Origin of the sequence: Anaerococcus groningensis (assembly GCF_046365465.1) — a bacterium.
Lineage (GTDB): Bacteria > Bacillota > Clostridia > Tissierellales > Peptoniphilaceae > Anaerococcus > Anaerococcus groningensis.
The window spans coordinates 116528-137556 of sequence record NZ_JBGMEG010000003.1; the positions used below are offsets into that span (position 1 = coordinate 116528).

Consider the following 21029-nt stretch of genomic DNA (forward strand, 5'->3'; position numbering starts at 1 on the left):
CTCCTTAACCTATTAAACAATCTCAGCAGCTTCACTAACTCTAACTAGTCTCCATCTTTTTGTTTTTGATAGAGGGCGAGTTTCCATGATTACTACTTTATCGCCTACTTTAGCTTCATTATTTTCATCATGAGCTTTGTATTTTTTACTTCTGTTGATTCTTTTTTTGTAAACTGGGTGTGATATTTTATCTTCTACTAAAACTGTAATAGTTTTATCCATCGCATCAGATACTACAACACCACGTTCTACTCTTCTACTGTTTCTTTCCATGAAATTTAAGCCTCCCTATTTATATTAAGCTTTCTTTCAGTTTGAATTGTTTTAACTCTAGCGATGTCTTTTTTGACATTTCCAATTGCTGATGGATTTTCTAATTGTCCAGTTGCAAGTCTGAAACGAAGATTAAAAAGCTCACTTTGTAAATCATATAATTGTTTATCTAAATCATGGTCTGATAAATTTCTGATTTCTTTTGCTTTCATTATTATTCCTCCGTACCTGTAACTTCAAGTCTTTGTATGAATTTGGTTTTGATTGGAAGTTTTTGAGCAGCAAGTCTCATAGCTTCTCTTGCAACTTCTTCGCTTACACCACTCATTTCAAATAGTACACGGCCTGGTTTTACTACTGCTACCCAATATTCTGGGGCACCTTTACCAGAACCCATTCTTACTTCTGCAGGTTTTTTTGATACTGGTTTATCTGGGAATACTTTAATCCAGATTTGACCACCTCTTTTGATATATCTTGTCATCGCACGACGAGCAGCCTCGATTTGGTTAGCTGTCATCCAAGTAGCTTCTAGGGCTTGTAAGCCGTACTCACCGTAAGCTAGTTGGTTTCCTCTTTGAGCTTCACCTTTCATTCTGCCCCTGTGTTGTCTACGATATTTAACTCTTTTAGGCATTAACATAAGTTTGTCTCCTTATATAAATACTACTTGTTAGTATTTTCGTTTGCGTTTCTGTTAGGACGTCTATTGTTGTTTCTTCTTTTTTTGTTATTTCTGTTATTTGGTTTTTGTTTTAGTTTTGGTTCTCTAACTGCTTTTTCTCCTGGTAGGACTTCGCCTTTATAGATCCATACTTTACAACCAATTTTACCGTATTCTGTGTCTGCTTCAGCAAATCCGTAGTCAATGTCTGCTCTTAGTGTTTGAAGTGGAATTGTTCCTTCTGAATATCCTTCGCTTCTAGCCATATCAGCTCCACCAAGTCTACCTGATACCATTGTTTTGATACCCTTAGCTCCAGCTCTCATTGTTCTTTGGATAGGTTGTTTCATAGCACGTCTAAATGCCACCCTGTTTTCTAGTGCTGATGCAATGTTTTCTGCTACTAATTGTGCATTTAAGTCTTGGTATTTAATTTCTTCTACGTTTATGATTGTTCTTTTACCTGGAGCAACTTTTTCGATTTTTTTCTTAAGTTCTTCAATTCCTGCTCCACCTTTACCGATTACCATTCCTGGTTTTCCAGCATAGATTGTGATTTTAAGGTTGTTTACTGCACGTTCTATTTCGATATCTGCAATACCTGCATCATAAACTTCTTTTTTTATTACTTTTCTGATGTTATAGTCTTCAACTAATAGATCTGAGAATTCTTCTTTGTCTGCAAACCATTTTGAATCCCAATCTTTTATAACACCAACTCTAAATCCTTTTGGGTTTACTTTTTGGCCCATTTTTTCCTCCTATGCCTCTATATTCTCAAGAATTACACCGATGTGGCTACTTCTTTTTAGTATTGGGTAAGCTGCACCTTTAGCTTTTGGATGCCATCTTTTCATTGTTGGAGCATCATTAGCAAATGCATTTTTAACATATAGGTCTTCTCTATCAAGACCATTGTTGTTTTCAGCATTTGCAATAGCGCTTTTAAGTACATCTTCTAGTAATCTAGCACCTTTTTTGTTTGTAAATCTTAGGATATTTAGTGCTTCGTCTACTTGTTTACCTCTAATTTCTTTACAAATATAGTTTACTTTAAGAGGAGATATTCTTTGATATTTAGCTGTTGCTTTTACTTCCATTGTCATCTCCTAACGCATTTTACTTTTCATTTCAGTTGCCTTTTTAGCGTGGCCTCTGAAAGTTCTTGTTGGTACAAATTCACCTAGTTTGTGTCCTACCATATCTTCTGTTATATAGATTGGCACGTGTTTTCTACCATCGTGAACTGCTATAGTATGTTCTACAAATTCAGGGAATATTGTAGAACGTCTTGACCAAGTTTTTACAACTTTTTTCTCATTTTTTTCATTTAATTCGTCAATTTTTTTCATTAAATGATCATCGACAAATGGTCCTTTTTTAAGTGATCTAGCCATTATATCCCCCTATTTTTCATCTCTTCTTCTTACAATGTATTGTGAAGAAGCTTTTTTCTTGTTACGTGTTTTAACACCGATAGCTTTTTTACCCCATGGTGTCATTGGTGATGGACGACCGATTGGTGTTCTACCTTCACCACCACCGTGTGGGTGATCTACTGGGTTCATTACAGATCCTCTTACGTGTGGTCTACGTCCTAAGTATCTAGATTTACCAGCTTTTCCTAGCCTTACTAATTCGTGTTCAGAATTTCCTACAACACCTACTGTTGCCTTACAGCTTAAGTGGATAAGTCTTACTTCACCACTTGGTAATCTAAGTGTAGCAAAGTTTCCTTCTTTAGCCATAAGTTGAGCGCCTGTTCCTGCTGATCTTACTAAGATACCACCTTGTCCTGGTCTCATTTCAATGTTGTGTACTGTTGTACCTACTGGGATATCTCTTAATTCAAGTGCATTACCTGGTTTGATATCTGCTTCTGGACCTGAGATGATTTTATCTCCTACTTTAAGTCCTCTTGGAGCTAAGATATATCTTTTTTCTCCATCCGCGTATGAGATAAGAGCAATATTTGCTGATCTATTTGGATCGTATTCAATAGTTTTTACTGTTGCTGGGATGTTATCTTTATTTCTTTTAAAGTCGATAATTCTGTATTTTCTTTTTACTCCACCGCCTCTAAAGCGAACAGTTGTTCTACCTGTGTTATTACGTCCACCTTTAGATTTTAAATCTGTTAAAAGTGATTTTTCTGGTCTGTTTGTTGTAATTTCTTCGAATGTTGAAACAGACATATTTCTATGGCCGTTTGAGGTTGGCTTTAATTTTCTAGGCATTTAAATCCTCCTTATAAACCTTCGAAGTATTCGATTTCTGCACTGTCATCTGTTAGTGTTACGACAGCTTTTTTCCAGTCAGCTTTTTTACCGATACCATGACGAGTTCTTACTCTTTTACCTTCGTAGTTCATGGTTCTAACTTTTTTAACTTTTACACCGTCAAAAATTTGTTCGATAGCAGCCTTAATTTCTGGTTTATTTGCATTTTTATTTACTTCAAAAGTGTATTTGTTTTCATCAAGTAAGCTCATGCTTTTTTCTGTAATAATTGGTCTTTTAATTACTTCATAAGGTGATTTCATTATATAAATACCTCCTCAAGTTTAGCAATTGCATCTTTTGTAATTACTAGCTTGTTATGTCTTACTAAATCATAAACATTGATTAAGTTTGCAGCTGATATGTCAACACCTTCGATGTTTCTAAATGATCTATAAACTAATTGGTCATTTTCTGCTGTTACTACATAAGCTTTTTTACCAGCATCAATTGCATTTAGAATATTTGCTGCTTCTTTTGTTTTAGGAGCTTCAAATGATAGGCTGTCTAAAACTATTAATTCGTTTTCGTTTACTTTTGAAGTAAGAACTGAGTAAAGTGCTTTTCTTCTTAGTTTTTTAGGAACTTGATAACTATAGTCTCTTGGTTTTGGTGCAAATACAACTCCACCGCCTGTATAGTGTGGCGCTCTTATTGAACCTTGACGAGCTCTACCTGTTCCTTTTTGTCTAAATGGTTTACGTCCACCACCACGTACTTCTGCACGTGTTTTAGCAGATTGTGTACCTTGTCTTTTATTTGCAAGTTGGTTTTTAACTACTTCATATACAGCGTGTTCGCTAATTTCAGTGTTAAATAGAGTTTCATTTAACTCAATTTCCCCAACATTTTCTCCTTTTATGTTTAAAACATTAACTTTAGGCATCTAACTCCTCCTTAGTTTTGGCCCTTAACTGCTTGTTTTACTTGAACAAGTCCGCCTTTAGGTCCTGGAACCGCACCTTTAACTAGGATGTAACTATCATCTGCATTTACTTTAACTACTTGTAAATTTTGGATAGTAACTCTTTCATTTCCCATTTTTCCTGAGCCTTTTCTACCTTTGAATACTCTTGCTGGATCTGAACCTGCTGAACGAGCACCTGCTACTCTATGAGATTTTGAACCGTGAGATTCTGGACCTCTACCATAGTTCCATCTTTTAATAGCACCTTGGGTACCTTTACCCTTGCTTGTTGCAACAACGTCTACGATATCGCCTTCTTCAAAGATATCTACAGCTACTGTATCACCTACTATTAGGTCTACTGGGTCATTTCCGTAGTTAACTTCTTTTAAGTATCTTTTATAAGATGCGCCTGCTTTGTCAAAGTGTCCTTTTACTGGTTTTTTGACATTTTTTTCCTTTTTGTCCATATAGCCGATTTGTGCTGCGTTGTAACCGTCTGTTTCTTCTGTTTTAATTTGTACAACTACATTTTCTTCAGCTTTTAGAACAGTAACTGGAGTGATAACTCCGTCTTCATCGATGACTTGAGTCATGCCTACTTTTGTTGTAAATATACTCTTCATGAGTACCTCCTTAATTACAGCGGATTGATTATCCAATCATTCTAATTACAGTTATTATAACTTAATTTCGATATCAACACCTGCAGGTAAGTTTAATTTCTTAAGTGCATCTAATGTTTTTGCATTAGGGTTTATGATATCGATTAATCTTTTGTGTGTTCTTTGTTCAAACTGTTCTCTAGAGTCTTTGTATTTGTGAACCGCTCTTAAGATTGTAATCTTTTCTACTTCTGTTGGAAGTGGAATTGGTCCAGATACTTCTGCTCCGCTTCTTTTAACCGCTTCTACGATTTTTTCTGCTGAGCTATCGATAACTTCGTGATCGTAAGCTCTAAGTCTAATTCTGATTTTTTGTTGATTAGCCATTTTTCCTCTCTCTTTCTATACCACGCCTCCGGGCGTTTGATGTGTGTGGAAACCGCTTAGAATTATTTCTAAACTTGCTAGACAAGAGTTCCCTCATGGTTTTGGCTTAAGCCACAAGCAACATCTTGCTTCAAAGCACCATATTATAATACATCAAAAACATCTTAAAATCAAGCACTTTTACCAAATTTTACAATATTTTATGTAAATTTATAAACATTTATAAAACTTATAGCAAGCCTCTATTTTTAGACATTTTATGTTCAATATTTAGATAGTATACCGGCTGATAGGTCTATGTCAAATAAATTTTTGGATTATTTTTTTATTATCATATATAATAAATCTTATATTATTATAGAAAAGAATGGAGATGAAGATGAAATTTTTAAGAGAATTTACCATCCTATGTGCTTGCCTATTTGTAGGTAGCATACTAAAAACCTTAATACCCTTACCTATACCTGAAACTATCTATGGTATGGCTATACTTTTTGTACTATTTATTACAAAAGCGATAAAGACTGCTGATGTTAGAGGGGCAGCTAATGTCATTTTAAGTAATATGAGTTTTTTATTTGTTCCTGTTGGAGTTGGTATAATAGAACACTTTAATTTATTTAAACAAAATTTTGTTTTTATGTTTATTATTACCTTCCTAGCTACAGCTGTTGCTATGACTGTAACAATGCTTGTAGTTACACTTATACAAAAAAGGAGAAAAAATGTTTGATAATACATACTTTGGCATAGTTTTATCTTTTGTAGTTTTTGAACTTGCTAAAAAACTTAACTCAAAAATACATAACGGGATTCTAAGATCTATATTTAACCCCCTTTTAGTTTCTATTATTGTTATATCAGCTATTTTACATCTCATAGGAGTGCCTTACGAAGTTTATAACAAAGGGGGATCGTTGATATCTTTCTTTATAGGTCCTGCAACTGTATCCCTAATGGTAAGTCTTTATGATAATATTGACATTTTAAAGAAAAACTATGCATCCATTTTAATAGGTATCCTTATAGGTAGCTTTGTGTCTATGCTTTTAACAATTATACTTGCTAGGGTTTTAAATATTGATGAGCTAATGATTATTACATTATTACCAGAATCAGTTACCACCGCTATTGCAGTAAGTCTTGCTGGAGAATACGGCGGTATAGCTCCACTTGCAGCAATTGCTGTTATAATTCGTGGAATAATTGGTATTATAGTCGCACCAATTATTATGAAAATATTTAAAATAAATGATCCAGTTGCCCAAGGTATAGGCCTTGGTACTGCAGCTCACGCTTTAGGAACTGCTGAAGCTCGTGAAATGGGTGATGTTCAAGGAGCTATGGGTGGTTTATCTATTGCTGTAGCTGGAATAACGACAGTTGCTTTAATGCCACTTATGGTTTTAATTTTAAATGCAATATAAGAAAAACTGCAGGATTTATATCATGCAGTTTTTTTATTCTAAGACTATCTCATTGTAAGTTTTTTCAGTTAATTTAAATGTTAGTAAATAAAAAATAATATAGGCTGCAAATACAGAAATTAAACACATCATATATAATCTAATATTATTTAAACTTAACATTTGTAAAAATTTAGTAATAATTGGTATAGCAAAAAGCGAGTGCATAAAGGCAAAGGCTAGGGGTAGGAAAAATACTAGACCCATTTGCCTAGAAATAGATTTTTTAGCTTCCCTATCAGTCATCCCAAGTTGGCGCATTGTTTTAAATCTTTCTTTATCTTCCATACCTTCTGAAAGTTGCTTATAATATATTGCAAGCACTGTTGATACCAAAAATCCTAAGCCTAGGATTATACCCACAAAGAATATGCCAGCATATACTGCTAGAAGGTCATTTCTTTCAACTTGGCTATCTTGTAAAGAAAACCAATCATTATCCATATTGTCTTTTAGTTCATCCCATATTTTTTCTCTTAAATACGGATCATAATTTCCATCTACATCAAAGTTCACATTATTTACAGTCTCATAGCCACCACCATACCAGTCAGGTGTAAAACTACGTACAACTTTTTCAAAGATTTTAGCATCCTTAAAGATAAGCTGGTCTTTGTCATTGATTGATAAATCAGCTATGGATATAGGAGTAGGATAATTCTCTGCCAGTTCTTTTTTTATCTTTAAATCCATGCCCTCTATTTTTTCTATTTGTCTTTTGTCATTACTTTGTAAAAAGATAACATCATTGTCTTTAAAGTCATAAGCAGAATCGTGATCTAGGACAACATATACCACATCAATCTGACTGCCATCCAGAGATTGGTCATCTGTAATTTTCTTTTTTATGTTTGTTCCATCCCTATCGACTGGAAGTACTGCACTCTCGTAGGTCCAAATATGTCCTGTTTTATTATTTTCTTTTAAAACCTTATCTACTTCATCCCTAAACATATCAATGTCATTAGTATTAGGAAATGACAACTTATAGTCAGTTGCAAACATTTGTTCTTGGACTTCACTTGTTGCAAAGTAAAGAGAGAAACCAGATGTTAATACTATGATTACCATAGTAGATAGTATAGCAATGCTTGCAAGGGTTTTTGCACTATTTCTTACCCTATATATAAGCCCAGAAACTGCAGTAAAATTTGATTTTTTATAATAAAATTTCTTATTTTGTTGGAGAAGTTTTAGTACGCCAGACACTATTACTGAAAATGCTGCATAGGTTCCTACAATTACTAAAATTACAGCAAGGAAAAAAAACTTGAAAGCATCCATAGGATTTTTAGTTGTAAGGCTGATATAATAACCGGCACCTATGCAAAGTATACCAAATACGCCAAGTGTGATAGGATGTTTAGGAGCTTTTTGACCTGCTTTAGCCTCATGCATAAAGCTTAAAGGGGTAAAGTTCATACTTTTAAATATTTGCCTTGCTAATAGTAGAGCAAATATTAGGAAAAATATAAGAGCTGTCAATAAGAGCGGTTGAATTGTAGGCAGTATCCCAGTTTCTAAAACATTAACCTCTATATCCATCATTTGCATAAAACTAGCAAGAACTAGTTTATAAATAATCGCAGAAACTACCGTACCGATTACTACTGACTTTATATATAAGTTGATTAACTCGTGGATATATATCTTCGTCAAATGCCTTTTTTCCATACCCAAAGTCAAATATAGGGCAGATTCTTCCGCTTTATTTTTCTGTATGAAATTATAGTTGGTCAAAATTGTTAGGAGTGCAAATATAAATAGTATTATAGAACCCAAATTCATCAAAGTCCTTATAGTGGTCTGTCCAAAGAAGCTTTTTATTAATGGGTCTGCACTTATTGATAAGCATATATTTATAAGTACTATGAAAAATACTGTCGTGCCTACAAATGGTATATAGAGTCTTTTATGCCTTTTAATCCCATCTATAGCTAGTCTGTGATATAGGGAATTCATTTTACATCACCCCTTTGGAGCATTTGCATTGTATTTGCAATTTTTTCTGCCATTTCAAATTTTGTAAAGCCTGAATTATAAAGTTGGTGGAATATTTTTCCGTCTTTTATAAAAAGTACTCTTCTTGCTTCTGCTGCTGCCTGAATGGAGTGGGTTACCATTATAATAGTCTGTCCCTTATCATTAAGCTCTTTAAATACCTCCATTAATTCTCTGGATGAATTTGAATCAAGGGCACCTGTTGGTTCATCGGCTAAAAGTAACTTAGGATTTGTAATCAAGGCACGGGCTACTGCACACCTTTGCTTTTGCCCACCAGATACTTCGTAAGGATACTTATTTAAAAGCTCATTTATCCTTAGGGGTCTTGTCACTTTTAAAACTTTTTCTTCAAATTTATCAGGATTTTCTTCAGCTAGGATTAAAGGCAAAAGTATGTTTTCTTTAAGGGTGAGTGTATCTAGTAAGTTAAAATCTTGGAAAATAAATCCCAAATTATCTCTTCTAAATTTTGATATATCTGAATCCTTTATAAGTGAAAGATTATTGCCTTCTAAAATAATCTCTCCCTTAGTAGGCCTATCTAGTAGAGCCAATAAGTTTAAAAGTGTAGTTTTTCCAGAGCCAGACTCTCCCATTATAGCTATGTATTCACCTGCTTCTACTGAAAAGCTAACATTATTTAGTGCAATAACTTTATTGTCTGATAATCTTGTTTTATATATTTTTTCTAAATTTGAAACTTCAAGTAACATCTAATCTATTTCCTTTCTTATCTTTTCTATATAATACAATAGAAAAAAATAAAAATCCCTCGATTAAAATAACAATTTTTAGCTTAAAGTGACAATTTGTTATTTTAAAACACGGCTTAGATTTAATATGACTTTAGTTCCTACATCAACTTCAGATTCTATAAATACATCTATACTTAAGTTTTCGGCAGTATTTTTTACAAGATTTAGGCCAATTCCTGTAGATTTTTTATAAATACGTCCGTTATAGCCTGTATAAGATTTATCAAAGACCCTAGGCAAATCTTCTTTTCTAATCCCTATGCCAGTATCTTTAATTACTAAATTAGTCCCCTCTATATAAATAGAAATACAGCCATTTTGTGTATACTTATTGGCATTTGATAAAATCTGATCTAAAATTAAGCTAAACCACTTTTTATCAGTAGCTATAATCAATCCACTCGCTTTAAAATCCACCTTATTTTTTCTTCTAATAAATACTTTTGAATATTTTTTTATAGAAGAACTAACAAGGTCATCAAGGCTAACTTCTTCAAAAACAAAGTCTGTAGAAAGAGATTCAAGCCTCATATAGGATAAAAGATTATCTATATATTCTTCAATTTCAAAAACTTCGTTTTTTGCAGCATTACTATCTATTGGATGATCATTTAAAATCAAATCTAGAGAAAATAAAGGAGTTTTTATTTGATGAGTCCATATACTTATGTATTCTTTAAAGTCTTTCATCTTTAACTCAAACGCACTTTCCATTTCTCTATTTTCTTTTTCTAAGTTAACTATTCTTTTAGAAAAATTTGTATTTTTAAATACATCTGGTTCCTTTGTTAAAAGGTCTGTTGACCACTGATTGATTTCATCTATTAATCTTTTATATTTTACAAAAGAAATTACAATATTTACAGCAAACATAAAAATCGAGATAAGAATTATATATAGGATATAATTTTTACTAATACCAAACCATGTAGATATAAGTAGAATTAAAATATATACTAAAAATATAATTATAGAATGTATTTTTTCTTTTAAGAATTTATATATCCCTTTCAATATAATAACCCACCTTTTTCTTGGTTTTTATAAAGTCTTTTAGTCCTATATCCTCAAGTTTTTTTCTTAGTCTCATTATATTTACAGTAAGAGTGTTATCATCTATAAATTCATCCGTTTGCCAAATCTTATCCATAAATTCTTCTCTTTTAAAAATCTTTTCTGGATGTTTAAACATCATTTCTAATATTAAATATTCATTTTTACTTAAAGATATTTCTTTATTATCAAACTTTAAGACCATCCTATCCCTATCTATTATTAAGTCTTTGTAGGAAATATTGTTAGAAAAATCTTTATATTCATAAGATCTGCGTAGCAAAGCTTTTATTTTTGCCAAAAGAAAATCCAAATCAAAAGGTTTTGTAATATAATCATCTGCTCCCATGTTCATAGCCATTATTTTATTTAAATTTTCATCGGCAGAGGAGATAAAAATAATAGGCACATTCGAAGATTTTCTAATCTGCTCACACCAATAATATCCATTAAAAAATGGCAATGATACATCTAGTAAAACCAAATCAGGATTTGTTTTTATAAAATTTTCATAAACACTTGAAAAATCATCTGGAAAATAAACATCATAGGACCAATTTTTTAAAAATTTCTCCAAGGCTTTTAATATCACATCATCATCTTCAACAATAAATATCTTTAAAGGATCCATAAGCCACCTACTTTCTTACCTATAATTATAAGTTAAATGCAAAAAAATAAAACCGCCAAGTAGGCGGTTTGAGAGTTTTTGCTTATTTATTTTTCAATTTTCTAAAATCATATCCCCTATCATCCAAATCTTTAATTAGATTTGGAAAGGCTTTTAGTATACGCTTTTCTCCGTACCTTTGAAAACTTTCCTTAAACTCTGTGCTACGTTCATCAAAGTACTTGCGATTATAACTTGTTTTTTCTGCAGTTTCTATGCCCCTATGGGCAATTTTTTCGCCAATCTCAGTAGTTACTTCTCCTAGCTTTTCTTTTGATTTCTCTATTTCTTTAAACTTCTTATTAATTCCTAGAATAGTATTTACCGTTGATATTAGATCTATGATAAATATTATAGCTATAATCACATTTACAATTATTAAAAATCTTACAGGAAAGACTTTTACAAACTTTGCTATCATTGGATGGATGGCTTCATAAAGAATAAAGCATAAGGCTCCCCATAATAAAGAATACTCAGCACAAATATAGCCTCCTATATTAAATTTTTTATCCGAATAATCCCACCATTTTTTATGAAATACTTTTTCTAATATAAAGCCAGTTATTAACTCAATAACTGATGCTACAAGCATGCTGGCAAAAAATAAGTATATTTTACTGTTAGTATCAACTTTATTAAGTAAAAATAAAATAGCAACTGCTGCAAACCCATATATAGGGCACCATGGCCCGTTTAAAACTCCGCAGTTAATATATTTGCCAGCGCGAATACCATTATAGGTAACCTCTAAAATCCATCCAATAATGGCATATATAAAAAAGTAAATTATATAAACTTTTAACATATAAACTCCTGGTATAGTTATAAAATTTGTAAATATCCTGCTACTATTATTTTTTATTTCTATGCTCTATATTTTCCCATTTCGCTTCCAAATCTTTTAATAGATTAGGATAGGCACGTAAAATTCTTCTTTCTCCAGATGAGTTAAATAAACTTTTAAACTCAGCACTTCTTTCGTCAAATCCCTTAGCTAACTTTGAGCTTTCTAATTCCTTTTTCTTATCTAGGGCAATAAATGTTTTATCGGCAACTCTCCTGCCTATATCATCTGAAACTTTTCTAATATCCTTTGATTGATTTTCTATAGCTTTAAACTTATCGCTTAGACCCATTAGGGTTATCACAGTGGATACAAAATCGATTATAAAAACTACTAGCATTAAAATATTTATACTTAATAAAATTTTTGCTGGAATAAGAATTACTGCTTTTTTTATAAGTGGATGGATGGCTTCATAAAGTATAAAACATATTGCTCCCCATAATAATGAATATTCTGCACAAATGTAACCTCCAAGGTTAAATTTATAGCTAGTATAGTCCCACCATCTTTTATGAAATATTTTTTCTAAAATAAAGCCCGTTATAAGCTCTAATAAAGTCGATATAAACATAGCAGAAAAAAATAATAATAATTTATTACCATCCCCTACCAAATTTAAAAAAGAAATTACCGATAAAGCTCCAAATCCATATATAGGACAATATGGTCCATTAAAAAATCCCCTGTTTATAAACTTTCCTTTAGTTATAACATGAAATGATACTTCAAGTATCCAGCCTATAATGGCATATATAAAAAAATATGATATATAATATTGCATAAAAAATACTCCTAAGAATTACTTCTTAAGAGTATATCTTACAAATTTATTTTATTTCTTCAATAACTTTTATAGCTTCTTCTTTATCGATTGTACTTCTTGTATAGATGTGGTTTTCTCCAACCTTGATTACAATGTAGTTAAATGAACCATCATCCCAGAATTTTCCTGTGTTTTCGCCAATCGTGATATCTTCTGCATCTGCTGGCACTGTTACAATTTCTTCTAATCTTTCATCTTTTGGTGTGATTTGTATTGTAATTTTTTTAGCAGGATTTTTTTCTGCCATGTATTCTACAGTTCTTAGGTCATTTTTTTCATCTTTAAAGTTTTCTACAAATGTTTCTGGTAGGTAGCCAAATTCTAGGTCATAGATGCCCTTCTCTCCTGCATCTTTATTGTCTACTTCATTTGCTGGAACTGGCTCTACTGCAACATCACCAGTTTTTTCAGCTTCTTTTACTTCTTCGCTTGTTTCTTGAGCCGGTTTTTCTTCTGATGGCTGTGTATTGCCACAAGCTGTAAGTGGTGCAGATAAAGCTAAAATTAAAGCTAATGATAAATATCTCTTATTTCTCATAAAATCTCCCCTTTTATTCATACAGGCATAATTATACTACTTATTTTAAAAATAAAAAATTATTTATTATTATTCTTATCATATTCTTTCAAATGAGCTTTAGCCCTTGATAAAAATTCCTCCATTACTTTAATTCGTGCATAATGTTTCTGATTACCTTCCACTATTATCCAAGGAGCATAGTCGACATTTGTTCTATATAACATCTCATCCATAGCATCGATATAGCTATTCCATTTATCACGATTGCGCCAATCTTCATCTGTAATTTTATAGTTTTTATCAGGATTATTTTCACGATCCATAAATCTTTGATATTGGGTATCTTTATCTATTACTACAAAAAATTTCAAGATTAAAGTTCCATGCTCAGCAATTTGTTTTTCAAACTCTAGTATTTCATCATAGGCTCTAGCCCATTCATTTGTACTAGCAAATCCTTCTACTCTCTCAACCATTACTCTTCCATACCATGATCTAGAAAAAATCCCCGTATAACCATCTTCTGGTAATTTATTATAAAATCTCCATAAATAATTATATTCATTTTCTTCTTTGCTTGGTGCAGAGATAGCATGGACAGTATAAAGTCTTGGGTCAACTTTTTTTATCAAACGCTCAATAGCCCCATCTTTTCCAGCGGCATCTACACCTTCAAATGCTAAAACTGTAGAAATACCTCTTTCGTAAAATTGAAAAAGAATATCCTTGATTTCTTTTTCTAACTTGTCTTTTTTCTCATCATATTCTTTATCCGAGATACTTTTATTTAGGTCTAAATTTTCTATTACTTTTATTGGATTGCTATAAGATCTTTCTTCGTTTTTGCTATCAATTCTTTGAGTTGATACGCGTTCTAGTCCTATTGTAAGTTCTTCTAACATTTGATAGAGAGCTCCCTTGGAGGCTTTTTTCAAATTGTTACTGTCAATAATGGTCCAAGGACTAAAATCAAAATTTGTTTTTTCTAAAATATTTTCAAAGTGCTTTTGATATTCCTTATAGTTTTTATTTTGATCTTTATCAGACTGGGTTAAATAAAAGCTTTTTTGTTTACTATTTTCTAATTCTTTAATTCGTTTTTTTTGCTCATCTTCGCTTACATTTAAGAAAAGTTTTATAATTATTGTCTGGTCATCATAAAGCATTTTTTCAACTTTTTTTAATGACTGAATTCTATTTTCCAAATCTTTGTCATTAACATTTATATCGTCAAACAATTTATAATAAAATGACCTATCAAAAACTTTTATGTGTCCTTTTTTAGGGATGCTTTCAAAAAATCTTTTTGTAAAGGGATATTTTTTATCATATTCTTCATCTTTTTCAAAAACTTCAACATTGCAATATTTTGGATTGAGCTCTTCAGTTAAATCATTAATCACATAACCCTTGCCTGAGGACTCAAAACCATCTATCATCACCAATACAGGTATTTCCAAATTTTCACATATCCTTGAAAGTCTTGCAAGTCGCGTTTTTAAATCTGATTTGCTTATCTTATCAAAATCCTCTTGGTAATTTTTATTTAAATTCATAATCCTCTCCTTAATGCTTTGATACCCTGTTTTTTCTTAAATGATATCAGCTAAAAGACTACGATTTTTTATTTTTATAATTTTATCCTTAACTTCGATAAGTCCATCATCAACCATATTGGAAAGTTCTCTGGAAAGAGATGGTCTAGTAGTAGCTAATATATCAGCCCATTCTTCACGAGATAAATCAGTTTTTACCATTTCATTTTCTTCATTTATTATTAAATATTTTGCTATTTTTTGCCTTAGTGTAGATTGAGAAGTAATCTGATTTGATCTACTTAGTTGCAAGCATTTTTTAGAAACTAAGTTTGTATAGGAGATTAAAAAATTTCTTGGTATATCATCTGCAAAAAGTTTTTTAAAATCATGGATTACAAGTACTTTGGAATCAGTTTCTGCTTGAGCAGAAAAATCAAAGGGTTCTTCAAAATAGGAGTATACTTCCCCAAATATTGCTGGTTTATTAAATTTTCTAATGATAAATCTTTTGCCATTAGGATCTATTTTATAAACTAAAATACTACCTTCAATCAAGTAATACATAGCACCAGTAACTTCTCCAACAGTAAATATTTGCGAATCTTTTGAATAGATTTTTTCTTCAAATTTTGTTTTTTGAATCAATATTTTTAATTCTTCATCAGATAAGTTTTTAAAAAGTGCAATTTCTCTTAAATTCATATTTCACCTCAATATAAGTATAGAAAAAGAAAGTAAATTTTTCAATGTATTTTACTAATTACTCTACTTATCTAAAATATTTTGTATAAAAAAATCAGGTCCTTTTTAGAACCTGATTAATATATTTTATTAAGCTGTCATTGTTGCTAGGTCTTCTTCTACTGTAGAAATTGGGGCAATACCAAAGTTTTCTACTAAGAAGTCTACAACTGTTGGTGATAAAAATGCTGGTAGAGTTGGTCCTAGGTGGATATTTTTTACTCCAAGGCTTAGTAGTGATAGTAAAACTATTACTGCTTTTTGTTCATACCAAGCAATATTGTATTCGATTGGTAAATCATTGATATCATCTAAGCCAAAAGCATCTTTTAATGCTAGGGCAATTTGTACTAATGAGTATGAGTCATTACATTGACCTGCATCTAATACTCTTGGGATTCCATTTATATCGCCTAAACCTAATTTGTTGTATCTGTATTTTGCACAACCTGCTGTTAATATTACATGATCTTCTGGTAATTTTTGGGCAAATTCTGAATAATAATCTCTTTCTTTAAATCTACCATCACAGCCAGCCATTACTACGAATTTTTTAATATTGCCAGCTTCAACTTCTTCTACAACCTTATCTGCTAATTGAATAACTTGGTTGTGGGCAAAACCTCCAGTTACTTTTAAATCTTCTAGATTTGTTGGAGCTTCGCAAGTTTTAGCAAGTTCTATTATCTCTGAGAAATCTTTGTAGCCATTTTCATCAGCTTCGATGTGGGTGCATCCTGGGTAGCCTGCTTGACCTGATGTAAACATCTTATCTTGGTAAGAATTATCTTTTTTCATTGGTACAATACAGTTTGTTGTCATTAAAATTGGACCATTGAAAGCTTCAAATTCTTCATTTTGGTGCCACCAGCTGGATCCGTAATTTCCGTGGAAGTGATCATACTCTTTAAATTCTGGATAATAGTTTGCAGGTAGCATTTCTGAGTGAGTATAGATTTCTACCCCACTATCCTTACTTTGCTCTAAAAGCATTTTCATATCGTGAAGGTCGTGACCTGAGATAAGAATTCCTGGTTTATTTCCTGCAGAATAATCTACTTCTGTAATTTCTGGGTTACCATAGCTTGATGTATTTGCCTTATCTAAAAGAGCCATAGCTTTTACTCCATGTTCTCCAGTTGCCATTACAAGGTCAATTAGATTTGGTATTTCTTTATCAGCTTTTGTAGTTTCTTCTAAAGCTTTGGCAATAAATTTATCAACTTCTGGGTCTCTATAGCCTAAGACATTTGCGTGGTGGTTATAAGCTGCCATTCCCTTTAAACCGTAAGTAGTAAGTTCAGTAAGACTTCTTTCATCTTCATTTACTGTATTTAAAACGCCAACTTCGATAGCTTTTCTCTCTAATTCGCTATCATCCATTGATGAATAAAGAGCAAAATCAGATAAGCCTTCTTTATCATCTATTTTTTCTAAAAGTTCATCTTTCATTTTTATAGTTTCTTTAACTATTTTAAAGATTGCTTTAGTATCAAAGTTTGCATTAGTAATTGTTACGAATAAGTTTCTTGAAATTTTATCATAAACTTTTTCATTATCATCACCTAGTCTATTAGCAACTTCTGCGAGACCTTTTGTAACATATATTAATAAATCTTGGCTATTTGCAGTATCTTCTTTTTTACCACAAACACCTTGGATAGTACATCCTTCGTTTTTAGCTGTTTCTTGACATTGATAACAAAACATATATTACTCCTTTTGTAAATTTAAACATTAAATATCTACTATGATTATAGTATAAAATAGATTTTATATAAAGTCAGTAACATATGTTACAAGTTAGTCTTTTTCCTACAAAAAACCTATAATACTTATGGGTATAATTATAGAAAAGTTTTGAAATTTAAGGAGGAGTATATGGGACTTTTTGATATATTTAAATCAAAAACAGAGGAAAACACCCGCCCTAAGGCTAATATCATTCTAGCACCAATGAGTGGAGAAGCAAAAAATATAGCAGAATGTGACGACCAAGTTTTCGCTCAAAATATTGTAGGAAAAGGCGTAATGATTATTCCAAGTGAGGGCAAAGTTTATGCACCAGTTGATGGAAATATTGCGATGGTTGCAGATACAGGCCATGCTATTGGTATCACATCAACTAGTGGTCTTGAAATCTTAATTCATATAGGTCTTGATACAGTAGATCTTGCTGGAGCACCTTTTGATATAAAAATTAACCAAGGGCAAGATGTAAAAAAAGGTGATTTATTATTAGATTTTGATATTGAGCAAATAAAGTCCAGTGGCAAATTTACCCAATCACCTATCATAATTACAAACCCAGATGGCTATGAAATAAATGTTTTAAAATATGGTGAGGTAAGCCATGGCGACCAGCTAATAGAGGTAAGAGAAATTTAAGGTATCAGTTTTGATACCTTTTTATTAAATTAAGGAAAAGAATATGAAATTAATAGCTGTAGATGTAGACGGAACACTTTTAAATAGCAATAATGAAATCTCAGAAAAAACCAAAGATACACTAATAAAATCCGGTGAAATGGGTCATAAGATAGTTATAGTTTCTGGCAGACCTACTGCAGGTGTAGTCCACCTAGCAAAAGAATTAGAATTTGAAAAATACGGCGGTCTTCTTTCAAATTATAATGGTGGAGCTATTACAAATTTTGCAACTGGAGAAGTAATCTCAAACCACACCTTGGATTTAAACTTAGCTAAGAAAATACTAGAAGAAACCAAAAATTTGCCCCTAGAAATAATAATTCCAAAAGAAGATTACATTATATCTGATAGGCAAAATAAATTTTTAGATTACGAGAGGGATTTACTAAAGGTAAATACAGAAGCTATCAGAGGCCTACGCGAAAACATAGATTTTGCACCGAATAAAATAATATTTGCAAGTGAGCCAGAAATATTAGAAGAACATTTACCACTTTTAAGTGATACATATGGAGCAACCACTACCCAAGTCAGAAGCCAAAGAATATATTACGAAGTCATGCCTAAGGGTCTTTCAAAGGGCAATAGTTTATTAGAAATTGCCAAATACTATGAAATTGATCAAAAAGATATTATTGCATTTGGAGATGAGCTAAACGATGAAACAATGATAGAAGTTGCTGGTGTCGGTGTTGCTATGGGCAATGCAGTAGATAAAATAAAAGAAATATCAGACTATGTAACTTTATCAAATGATGAAGATGGTATAGCGGATTATTTGGAGAAATTTGTATTAAATTAAGTCTTTAGGAGAGGCTTATGAGAGTAATTAGAATATTAATTATAATAACCATTATTCTGGCTGTAATTGTTATGGCAAGTCATATAGCAAAGCTAAATACTTGGTTAAACGTAAAACTAGGCAATATGGATTACAGGCCAGATATAAAAGAAAACGCGGCCCTCCATGCAGGTGAAAAACACTTTGAAGACCGTGATAAAGTTTTAGCTATAGTAAATCATTACTCAAATATAATGGATGATGTCTTTATAAGAAGTTATGATTCCACAAAACTAGAAGGATCTTACCTTTTAGGAGCCAATAAAAATCTTTGGGTAATTTTAATCCACGGTTATACTGCTATAAATAAAACCATGTTTACCATAGCCGATGAATATTACAAAAGAGGTTTTTCTATCCTTGCTCCAAACCTGCGAGGCCACGGCAATAGTGCAGGAATTTTTACGACCTATGGGATAAAAGAAAAAGAGGATATCAAAGCATGGATAAGGTGGATAAAGGCTGACTACCCAGGTGCAAAAATAATTTTACAAGGCGAATCCCTAGGTGCTGCAACAGCTATGTTTCTAGCCGGAGAAAATCCCAAAGATATTATAGCCTGCATAGAAGATTGCGGGTATACCAGCTACTATGAAATGTATGCCCACCAAGTCCATGATAAAATAAAATTTTTAACTAAACCAGTAGCCCTAGTAGCAAATTTATTTATAAAACCAACAATTCGAGCAGACTTATTTAAATCAAATATAGATTCTATGAAAAAAACAAAAATCCCAGTTATGTTTATAAATGGAAGAGAGGATAAGCTAGTCCCAGTAGAAATGTGCCAAAACCTCTATAAAGCCCACCACGGCAAAAAAGACATTCACATAGCAAAAGGTGCAGGCCATGCTGAAAGTAAACTCTATGATGCAGATATTTATTATGAAAAGATTTTTAAGTTTATAGATGATTTATAAAAGCTTATTTAAGATAATAACAAATTAATAGTAAAGTAGTATTAGTTACTAAGATTTAAATATAAGGAGAATAATTAATGAATATTATAGTAGCTCAGTCTGGTGGACCGACTAGTGTTATCAATTCATCTTTAGCTGGAGTAATTTCTGCTGGAATTGACAATAATTTTGATAAAATTTATTTAAGCCTTCATGGCATCGAGGGGATAATAAATGATGAAATCAAGGAAGTAGATAAGGAAAAATATAAGAATAATAATATTAAAGATAAATTAATGGCTAGACCTTCTTCTATCCTAGGGTCATGTCGTTTTAAGCTTCCAGAATCATTTGATGATGAGGTTTTTGGAAAAATATTTAAGACTTTAAAGGCTTATGAAATATCAACCTTTGTCTACATAGGTGGAAATGACTCTATGGATACAGTTATGAAACTAAATGCTTATATGAAAGAAAATAATATAATAGGCATAAATATCATAGGTTGTCCAAAAACTATTGATAATGACCTAATGGAAATGGATCATTCACCAGGATTTGGATCTGCTGCAAAATACATAGCATCAACTCTTAGAACTTTAAGAACTGATGTAGATATTTACGATTTAAAATCAGTTACTTTTGTGGAAATCATGGGTAGGCACGCAGGATGGCTTGCAGCTTCATCTTTAACTGCAAATTATAAAATGGAAAAAGAGGTAGTAAATCTTGTTTATCTACCAGAAGATAAAAAATCTCTGGACCAAGTTTTTGATGAAATCGATGATGCTTTAAAATATGAAAGTAATCTTATAATTGCTGTGGCAGAAGGTTTTAGAGATAAAGACAATAAATTAGATGAAGAAACCTTTACTAATAAAAATGATGCTTTTGGCCACAAAATAGTATCTGGAGTTGCTAGTAGGTTGGCTGATATTGTTCGAAGTAGGTTAAAAATAAAATCTCGTGCAGTAGAACTTTCTATTGTCCAAAGAACAAGTAATCTAATTAGTAAAAATGATGCTAACGAAGCATATAATTTAGGATATAAAGCTGTTAAAATTGGCATGGAGAAAACCAATCTTATTCCCGTTTTAAAAAGAAAAGATATAGGCGGTTACGAAGTTTACTATGAAGCTGTAAGTCCTGAAAAAATTGCCAATAAAGAAATGAAAATACCTGAATCTTGGCTGATTGACAAAAAGACCCTAGAAGAAAAAATAACCGCCTACACACTTCCTCTCATAGAAGGAAGTATAGAACAAAGTTATGAAAATGGCATGCCTGTTTTTGTAAAACTGGATGATTTTATAAGATAAATAGA

The 21029-nt window shown here is 31.8% G+C and carries 27 protein-coding genes; 6 read left to right on the forward strand and 21 right to left on the reverse strand.

What is annotated here, in order from left to right; genetic code table 11:
* Nucleotides 1-12: 12 nt before the first annotated feature.
* From rpsQ to rpsJ, 11 genes are read right to left on the reverse strand one after another with little or no spacing between them, the layout of a single operon-like run.
* On the reverse strand, nucleotides 13-273 hold the full coding sequence (gene rpsQ / locus AB9Q04_RS02130; protein WP_410023735.1) for a 30S ribosomal protein S17: 261 nt from the start codon (nucleotides 271-273) through the stop codon (nucleotides 13-15).
* Nucleotides 274-278: 5 nt separating this feature from the next.
* Nucleotides 279-485, reverse strand: a complete 207-nt coding sequence (gene rpmC / locus AB9Q04_RS02135; protein ID WP_101539544.1) for a 50S ribosomal protein L29 — start codon at nucleotides 483-485, stop codon at nucleotides 279-281.
* A gap of 2 nt (nucleotides 486-487) precedes the next feature.
* Nucleotides 488-916 (reverse strand): 50S ribosomal protein L16, encoded by a 429-nt coding sequence (gene rplP, locus AB9Q04_RS02140; protein WP_410023736.1) that lies wholly within the window; start codon nucleotides 914-916, stop codon nucleotides 488-490.
* Between the two features lie 23 nt (nucleotides 917-939).
* Complete coding sequence (gene rpsC, locus AB9Q04_RS02145; RefSeq protein WP_410023737.1) at nucleotides 940-1689, reverse strand: 30S ribosomal protein S3; 750 nt, start codon at nucleotides 1687-1689, stop codon at nucleotides 940-942.
* A 9-nt stretch (nucleotides 1690-1698) separates the two neighbouring features.
* Entirely contained in the window at nucleotides 1699-2037 is a 339-nt protein-coding gene (rplV, locus tag AB9Q04_RS02150; RefSeq protein WP_410023738.1) for a 50S ribosomal protein L22, read from the reverse strand.
* A gap of 9 nt (nucleotides 2038-2046) precedes the next feature.
* Nucleotides 2047-2334 (reverse strand): 30S ribosomal protein S19, encoded by a 288-nt coding sequence (gene rpsS, locus AB9Q04_RS02155; RefSeq protein WP_203126086.1) that lies wholly within the window; start codon nucleotides 2332-2334, stop codon nucleotides 2047-2049.
* 9 nt (nucleotides 2335-2343) lie between these two features.
* Complete coding sequence (gene rplB, locus AB9Q04_RS02160) at nucleotides 2344-3174, reverse strand: 50S ribosomal protein L2 (RefSeq protein ID WP_410023739.1); 831 nt, start codon at nucleotides 3172-3174, stop codon at nucleotides 2344-2346.
* A gap of 11 nt (nucleotides 3175-3185) precedes the next feature.
* Entirely contained in the window at nucleotides 3186-3479 is a 294-nt protein-coding gene (rplW, locus tag AB9Q04_RS02165; RefSeq protein ID WP_410023740.1) for a 50S ribosomal protein L23, read from the reverse strand.
* On the reverse strand, nucleotides 3479-4102 hold the full coding sequence (gene rplD, locus AB9Q04_RS02170) for a 50S ribosomal protein L4 (RefSeq protein WP_410023741.1): 624 nt from the start codon (nucleotides 4100-4102) through the stop codon (nucleotides 3479-3481). The genes rplW and rplD overlap by 1 nt, the downstream gene beginning before the upstream one ends.
* Nucleotides 4103-4113: 11 nt before the next feature.
* Nucleotides 4114-4749: a 50S ribosomal protein L3 gene (gene rplC / locus AB9Q04_RS02175; RefSeq protein ID WP_410023742.1), complete on the reverse strand. Its 636-nt coding sequence runs from the start codon at nucleotides 4747-4749 to the stop codon at nucleotides 4114-4116.
* Nucleotides 4750-4803: 54 nt separating this feature from the next.
* Nucleotides 4804-5115: a 30S ribosomal protein S10 gene (gene rpsJ / locus AB9Q04_RS02180; protein ID WP_044565289.1), complete on the reverse strand. Its 312-nt coding sequence runs from the start codon at nucleotides 5113-5115 to the stop codon at nucleotides 4804-4806.
* A gap of 379 nt (nucleotides 5116-5494) precedes the next feature.
* On the opposite strand from rpsJ, the gene AB9Q04_RS02185 reads away from it, so the two are divergent.
* Nucleotides 5495-5848: a CidA/LrgA family protein gene (locus tag AB9Q04_RS02185; RefSeq protein WP_410023743.1), complete on the forward strand. Its 354-nt coding sequence runs from the start codon at nucleotides 5495-5497 to the stop codon at nucleotides 5846-5848.
* Complete coding sequence (locus tag AB9Q04_RS02190; protein ID WP_410023744.1) at nucleotides 5841-6542, forward strand: LrgB family protein; 702 nt, start codon at nucleotides 5841-5843, stop codon at nucleotides 6540-6542. The genes AB9Q04_RS02185 and AB9Q04_RS02190 overlap by 8 nt, the downstream gene beginning before the upstream one ends.
* A 33-nt stretch (nucleotides 6543-6575) precedes the next feature.
* Here AB9Q04_RS02190 and AB9Q04_RS02195 read toward each other — a convergent pair whose 3' ends face one another.
* The 10 genes from AB9Q04_RS02195 to hcp form a co-directional block, all read right to left on the reverse strand.
* The gene (locus tag AB9Q04_RS02195) at nucleotides 6576-8543 is read right to left on the reverse strand and encodes an FtsX-like permease family protein (RefSeq protein ID WP_410023745.1); all 1968 of its coding nucleotides are present in this window, start codon (nucleotides 8541-8543) and stop codon (nucleotides 6576-6578) included.
* Nucleotides 8540-9298: an ABC transporter ATP-binding protein gene (locus tag AB9Q04_RS02200; RefSeq protein WP_410023746.1), complete on the reverse strand. Its 759-nt coding sequence runs from the start codon at nucleotides 9296-9298 to the stop codon at nucleotides 8540-8542. Before AB9Q04_RS02200 ends, AB9Q04_RS02195 begins: the two co-directional genes overlap by 4 nt.
* 99 nt (nucleotides 9299-9397) lie before the next feature.
* On the reverse strand, nucleotides 9398-10354 hold the full coding sequence (locus tag AB9Q04_RS02205; protein WP_410023747.1) for a sensor histidine kinase: 957 nt from the start codon (nucleotides 10352-10354) through the stop codon (nucleotides 9398-9400).
* On the reverse strand, nucleotides 10338-11024 hold the full coding sequence (locus tag AB9Q04_RS02210) for a response regulator transcription factor (protein WP_410023748.1): 687 nt from the start codon (nucleotides 11022-11024) through the stop codon (nucleotides 10338-10340). The genes AB9Q04_RS02205 and AB9Q04_RS02210 overlap by 17 nt, the downstream gene beginning before the upstream one ends.
* 82 nt (nucleotides 11025-11106) lie before the next feature.
* Nucleotides 11107-11871, reverse strand: a complete 765-nt coding sequence (locus AB9Q04_RS02215; RefSeq protein ID WP_410023749.1) for a putative ABC transporter permease — start codon at nucleotides 11869-11871, stop codon at nucleotides 11107-11109.
* Between the two features lie 46 nt (nucleotides 11872-11917).
* Entirely contained in the window at nucleotides 11918-12694 is a 777-nt protein-coding gene (locus tag AB9Q04_RS02220) for a putative ABC transporter permease (RefSeq protein ID WP_410023750.1), read from the reverse strand.
* Between the two features lie 46 nt (nucleotides 12695-12740).
* Nucleotides 12741-13274: a DUF4367 domain-containing protein gene (locus AB9Q04_RS02225; RefSeq protein WP_410023751.1), complete on the reverse strand. Its 534-nt coding sequence runs from the start codon at nucleotides 13272-13274 to the stop codon at nucleotides 12741-12743.
* 59 nt (nucleotides 13275-13333) lie between these two features.
* Nucleotides 13334-14812: a hypothetical protein gene (locus tag AB9Q04_RS02230; RefSeq protein WP_410023752.1), complete on the reverse strand. Its 1479-nt coding sequence runs from the start codon at nucleotides 14810-14812 to the stop codon at nucleotides 13334-13336.
* A gap of 36 nt (nucleotides 14813-14848) precedes the next feature.
* Nucleotides 14849-15496, reverse strand: coding sequence for a Crp/Fnr family transcriptional regulator (locus tag AB9Q04_RS02235; RefSeq protein WP_410023753.1), 648 nt, complete (start codon nucleotides 15494-15496; stop codon nucleotides 14849-14851).
* A gap of 129 nt (nucleotides 15497-15625) precedes the next feature.
* Entirely contained in the window at nucleotides 15626-17245 is a 1620-nt protein-coding gene (hcp, locus tag AB9Q04_RS02240; protein ID WP_410023754.1) for a hydroxylamine reductase, read from the reverse strand.
* 171 nt (nucleotides 17246-17416) lie between these two features.
* Here hcp and AB9Q04_RS02245 point away from each other — a divergent pair, with 171 nt between their 5' ends.
* The 4 genes from AB9Q04_RS02245 (at nucleotide 17417) to AB9Q04_RS02260 (ending at nucleotide 21024) form a co-directional block, all read left to right on the forward strand.
* The gene (locus tag AB9Q04_RS02245; RefSeq protein ID WP_410023755.1) at nucleotides 17417-17923 is read left to right on the forward strand and encodes a PTS sugar transporter subunit IIA; all 507 of its coding nucleotides are present in this window, start codon (nucleotides 17417-17419) and stop codon (nucleotides 17921-17923) included.
* A gap of 43 nt (nucleotides 17924-17966) precedes the next feature.
* The gene (locus AB9Q04_RS02250; protein WP_410023756.1) at nucleotides 17967-18767 is read left to right on the forward strand and encodes a Cof-type HAD-IIB family hydrolase; all 801 of its coding nucleotides are present in this window, start codon (nucleotides 17967-17969) and stop codon (nucleotides 18765-18767) included.
* 17 nt (nucleotides 18768-18784) lie between these two features.
* The gene (locus AB9Q04_RS02255) at nucleotides 18785-19726 is read left to right on the forward strand and encodes an alpha/beta hydrolase (protein WP_410023757.1); all 942 of its coding nucleotides are present in this window, start codon (nucleotides 18785-18787) and stop codon (nucleotides 19724-19726) included.
* 77 nt (nucleotides 19727-19803) lie between these two features.
* On the forward strand, nucleotides 19804-21024 hold the full coding sequence (locus tag AB9Q04_RS02260) for a diphosphate--fructose-6-phosphate 1-phosphotransferase (RefSeq protein ID WP_410023758.1): 1221 nt from the start codon (nucleotides 19804-19806) through the stop codon (nucleotides 21022-21024).
* Nucleotides 21025-21029 lie beyond the last annotated feature (5 nt).

Excerpts from the sequence above, each read along its gene's own strand:
- rpsQ (WP_410023735.1), bottom strand. The coding sequence starts at position 273 with ATGGAAAGAAACAGTAGAAGAGTAGAACGTGGTGTTGTAGTATCTGAT.
- rpmC (WP_101539544.1), bottom strand. The coding sequence starts at position 485 with ATGAAAGCAAAAGAAATCAGAAATTTATCAGACCATGATTTAGATAAA.
- rplP (WP_410023736.1), bottom strand. The coding sequence starts at position 916 with ATGTTAATGCCTAAAAGAGTTAAATATCGTAGACAACACAGGGGCAGA.
- rpsC (WP_410023737.1), bottom strand. The coding sequence starts at position 1,689 with ATGGGCCAAAAAGTAAACCCAAAAGGATTTAGAGTTGGTGTTATAAAA.
- rplV (WP_410023738.1), bottom strand. The coding sequence starts at position 2,037 with ATGGAAGTAAAAGCAACAGCTAAATATCAAAGAATATCTCCTCTTAAA.
- rpsS (WP_203126086.1), bottom strand. The coding sequence starts at position 2,334 with ATGGCTAGATCACTTAAAAAAGGACCATTTGTCGATGATCATTTAATG.
- rplB (WP_410023739.1), bottom strand. The coding sequence starts at position 3,174 with ATGCCTAGAAAATTAAAGCCAACCTCAAACGGCCATAGAAATATGTCT.
- rplW (WP_410023740.1), bottom strand. The coding sequence starts at position 3,479 with ATGAAATCACCTTATGAAGTAATTAAAAGACCAATTATTACAGAAAAA.
- rplD (WP_410023741.1), bottom strand. The coding sequence starts at position 4,102 with ATGCCTAAAGTTAATGTTTTAAACATAAAAGGAGAAAATGTTGGGGAA.
- rplC (WP_410023742.1), bottom strand. The coding sequence starts at position 4,749 with ATGAAGAGTATATTTACAACAAAAGTAGGCATGACTCAAGTCATCGAT.
- rpsJ (WP_044565289.1), bottom strand. The coding sequence starts at position 5,115 with ATGGCTAATCAACAAAAAATCAGAATTAGACTTAGAGCTTACGATCAC.
- AB9Q04_RS02185 (WP_410023743.1), top strand. The coding sequence starts at position 5,495 with ATGAAATTTTTAAGAGAATTTACCATCCTATGTGCTTGCCTATTTGTA.
- AB9Q04_RS02190 (WP_410023744.1), top strand. The coding sequence starts at position 5,841 with ATGTTTGATAATACATACTTTGGCATAGTTTTATCTTTTGTAGTTTTT.
- AB9Q04_RS02195 (WP_410023745.1), bottom strand. The coding sequence starts at position 8,543 with ATGAATTCCCTATATCACAGACTAGCTATAGATGGGATTAAAAGGCAT.
- AB9Q04_RS02200 (WP_410023746.1), bottom strand. The coding sequence starts at position 9,298 with ATGTTACTTGAAGTTTCAAATTTAGAAAAAATATATAAAACAAGATTA.
- AB9Q04_RS02210 (WP_410023748.1), bottom strand. The coding sequence starts at position 11,024 with ATGGATCCTTTAAAGATATTTATTGTTGAAGATGATGATGTGATATTA.
- AB9Q04_RS02215 (WP_410023749.1), bottom strand. The coding sequence starts at position 11,871 with ATGTTAAAAGTTTATATAATTTACTTTTTTATATATGCCATTATTGGA.
- AB9Q04_RS02220 (WP_410023750.1), bottom strand. The coding sequence starts at position 12,694 with ATGCAATATTATATATCATATTTTTTTATATATGCCATTATAGGCTGG.
- AB9Q04_RS02225 (WP_410023751.1), bottom strand. The coding sequence starts at position 13,274 with ATGAGAAATAAGAGATATTTATCATTAGCTTTAATTTTAGCTTTATCT.
- AB9Q04_RS02230 (WP_410023752.1), bottom strand. The coding sequence starts at position 14,812 with ATGAATTTAAATAAAAATTACCAAGAGGATTTTGATAAGATAAGCAAA.
- AB9Q04_RS02235 (WP_410023753.1), bottom strand. The coding sequence starts at position 15,496 with ATGAATTTAAGAGAAATTGCACTTTTTAAAAACTTATCTGATGAAGAA.
- hcp (WP_410023754.1), bottom strand. The coding sequence starts at position 17,245 with ATGTTTTGTTATCAATGTCAAGAAACAGCTAAAAACGAAGGATGTACT.
- AB9Q04_RS02245 (WP_410023755.1), top strand. The coding sequence starts at position 17,417 with ATGGGACTTTTTGATATATTTAAATCAAAAACAGAGGAAAACACCCGC.
- AB9Q04_RS02250 (WP_410023756.1), top strand. The coding sequence starts at position 17,967 with ATGAAATTAATAGCTGTAGATGTAGACGGAACACTTTTAAATAGCAAT.
- AB9Q04_RS02255 (WP_410023757.1), top strand. The coding sequence starts at position 18,785 with ATGAGAGTAATTAGAATATTAATTATAATAACCATTATTCTGGCTGTA.
- AB9Q04_RS02260 (WP_410023758.1), top strand. The coding sequence starts at position 19,804 with ATGAATATTATAGTAGCTCAGTCTGGTGGACCGACTAGTGTTATCAAT.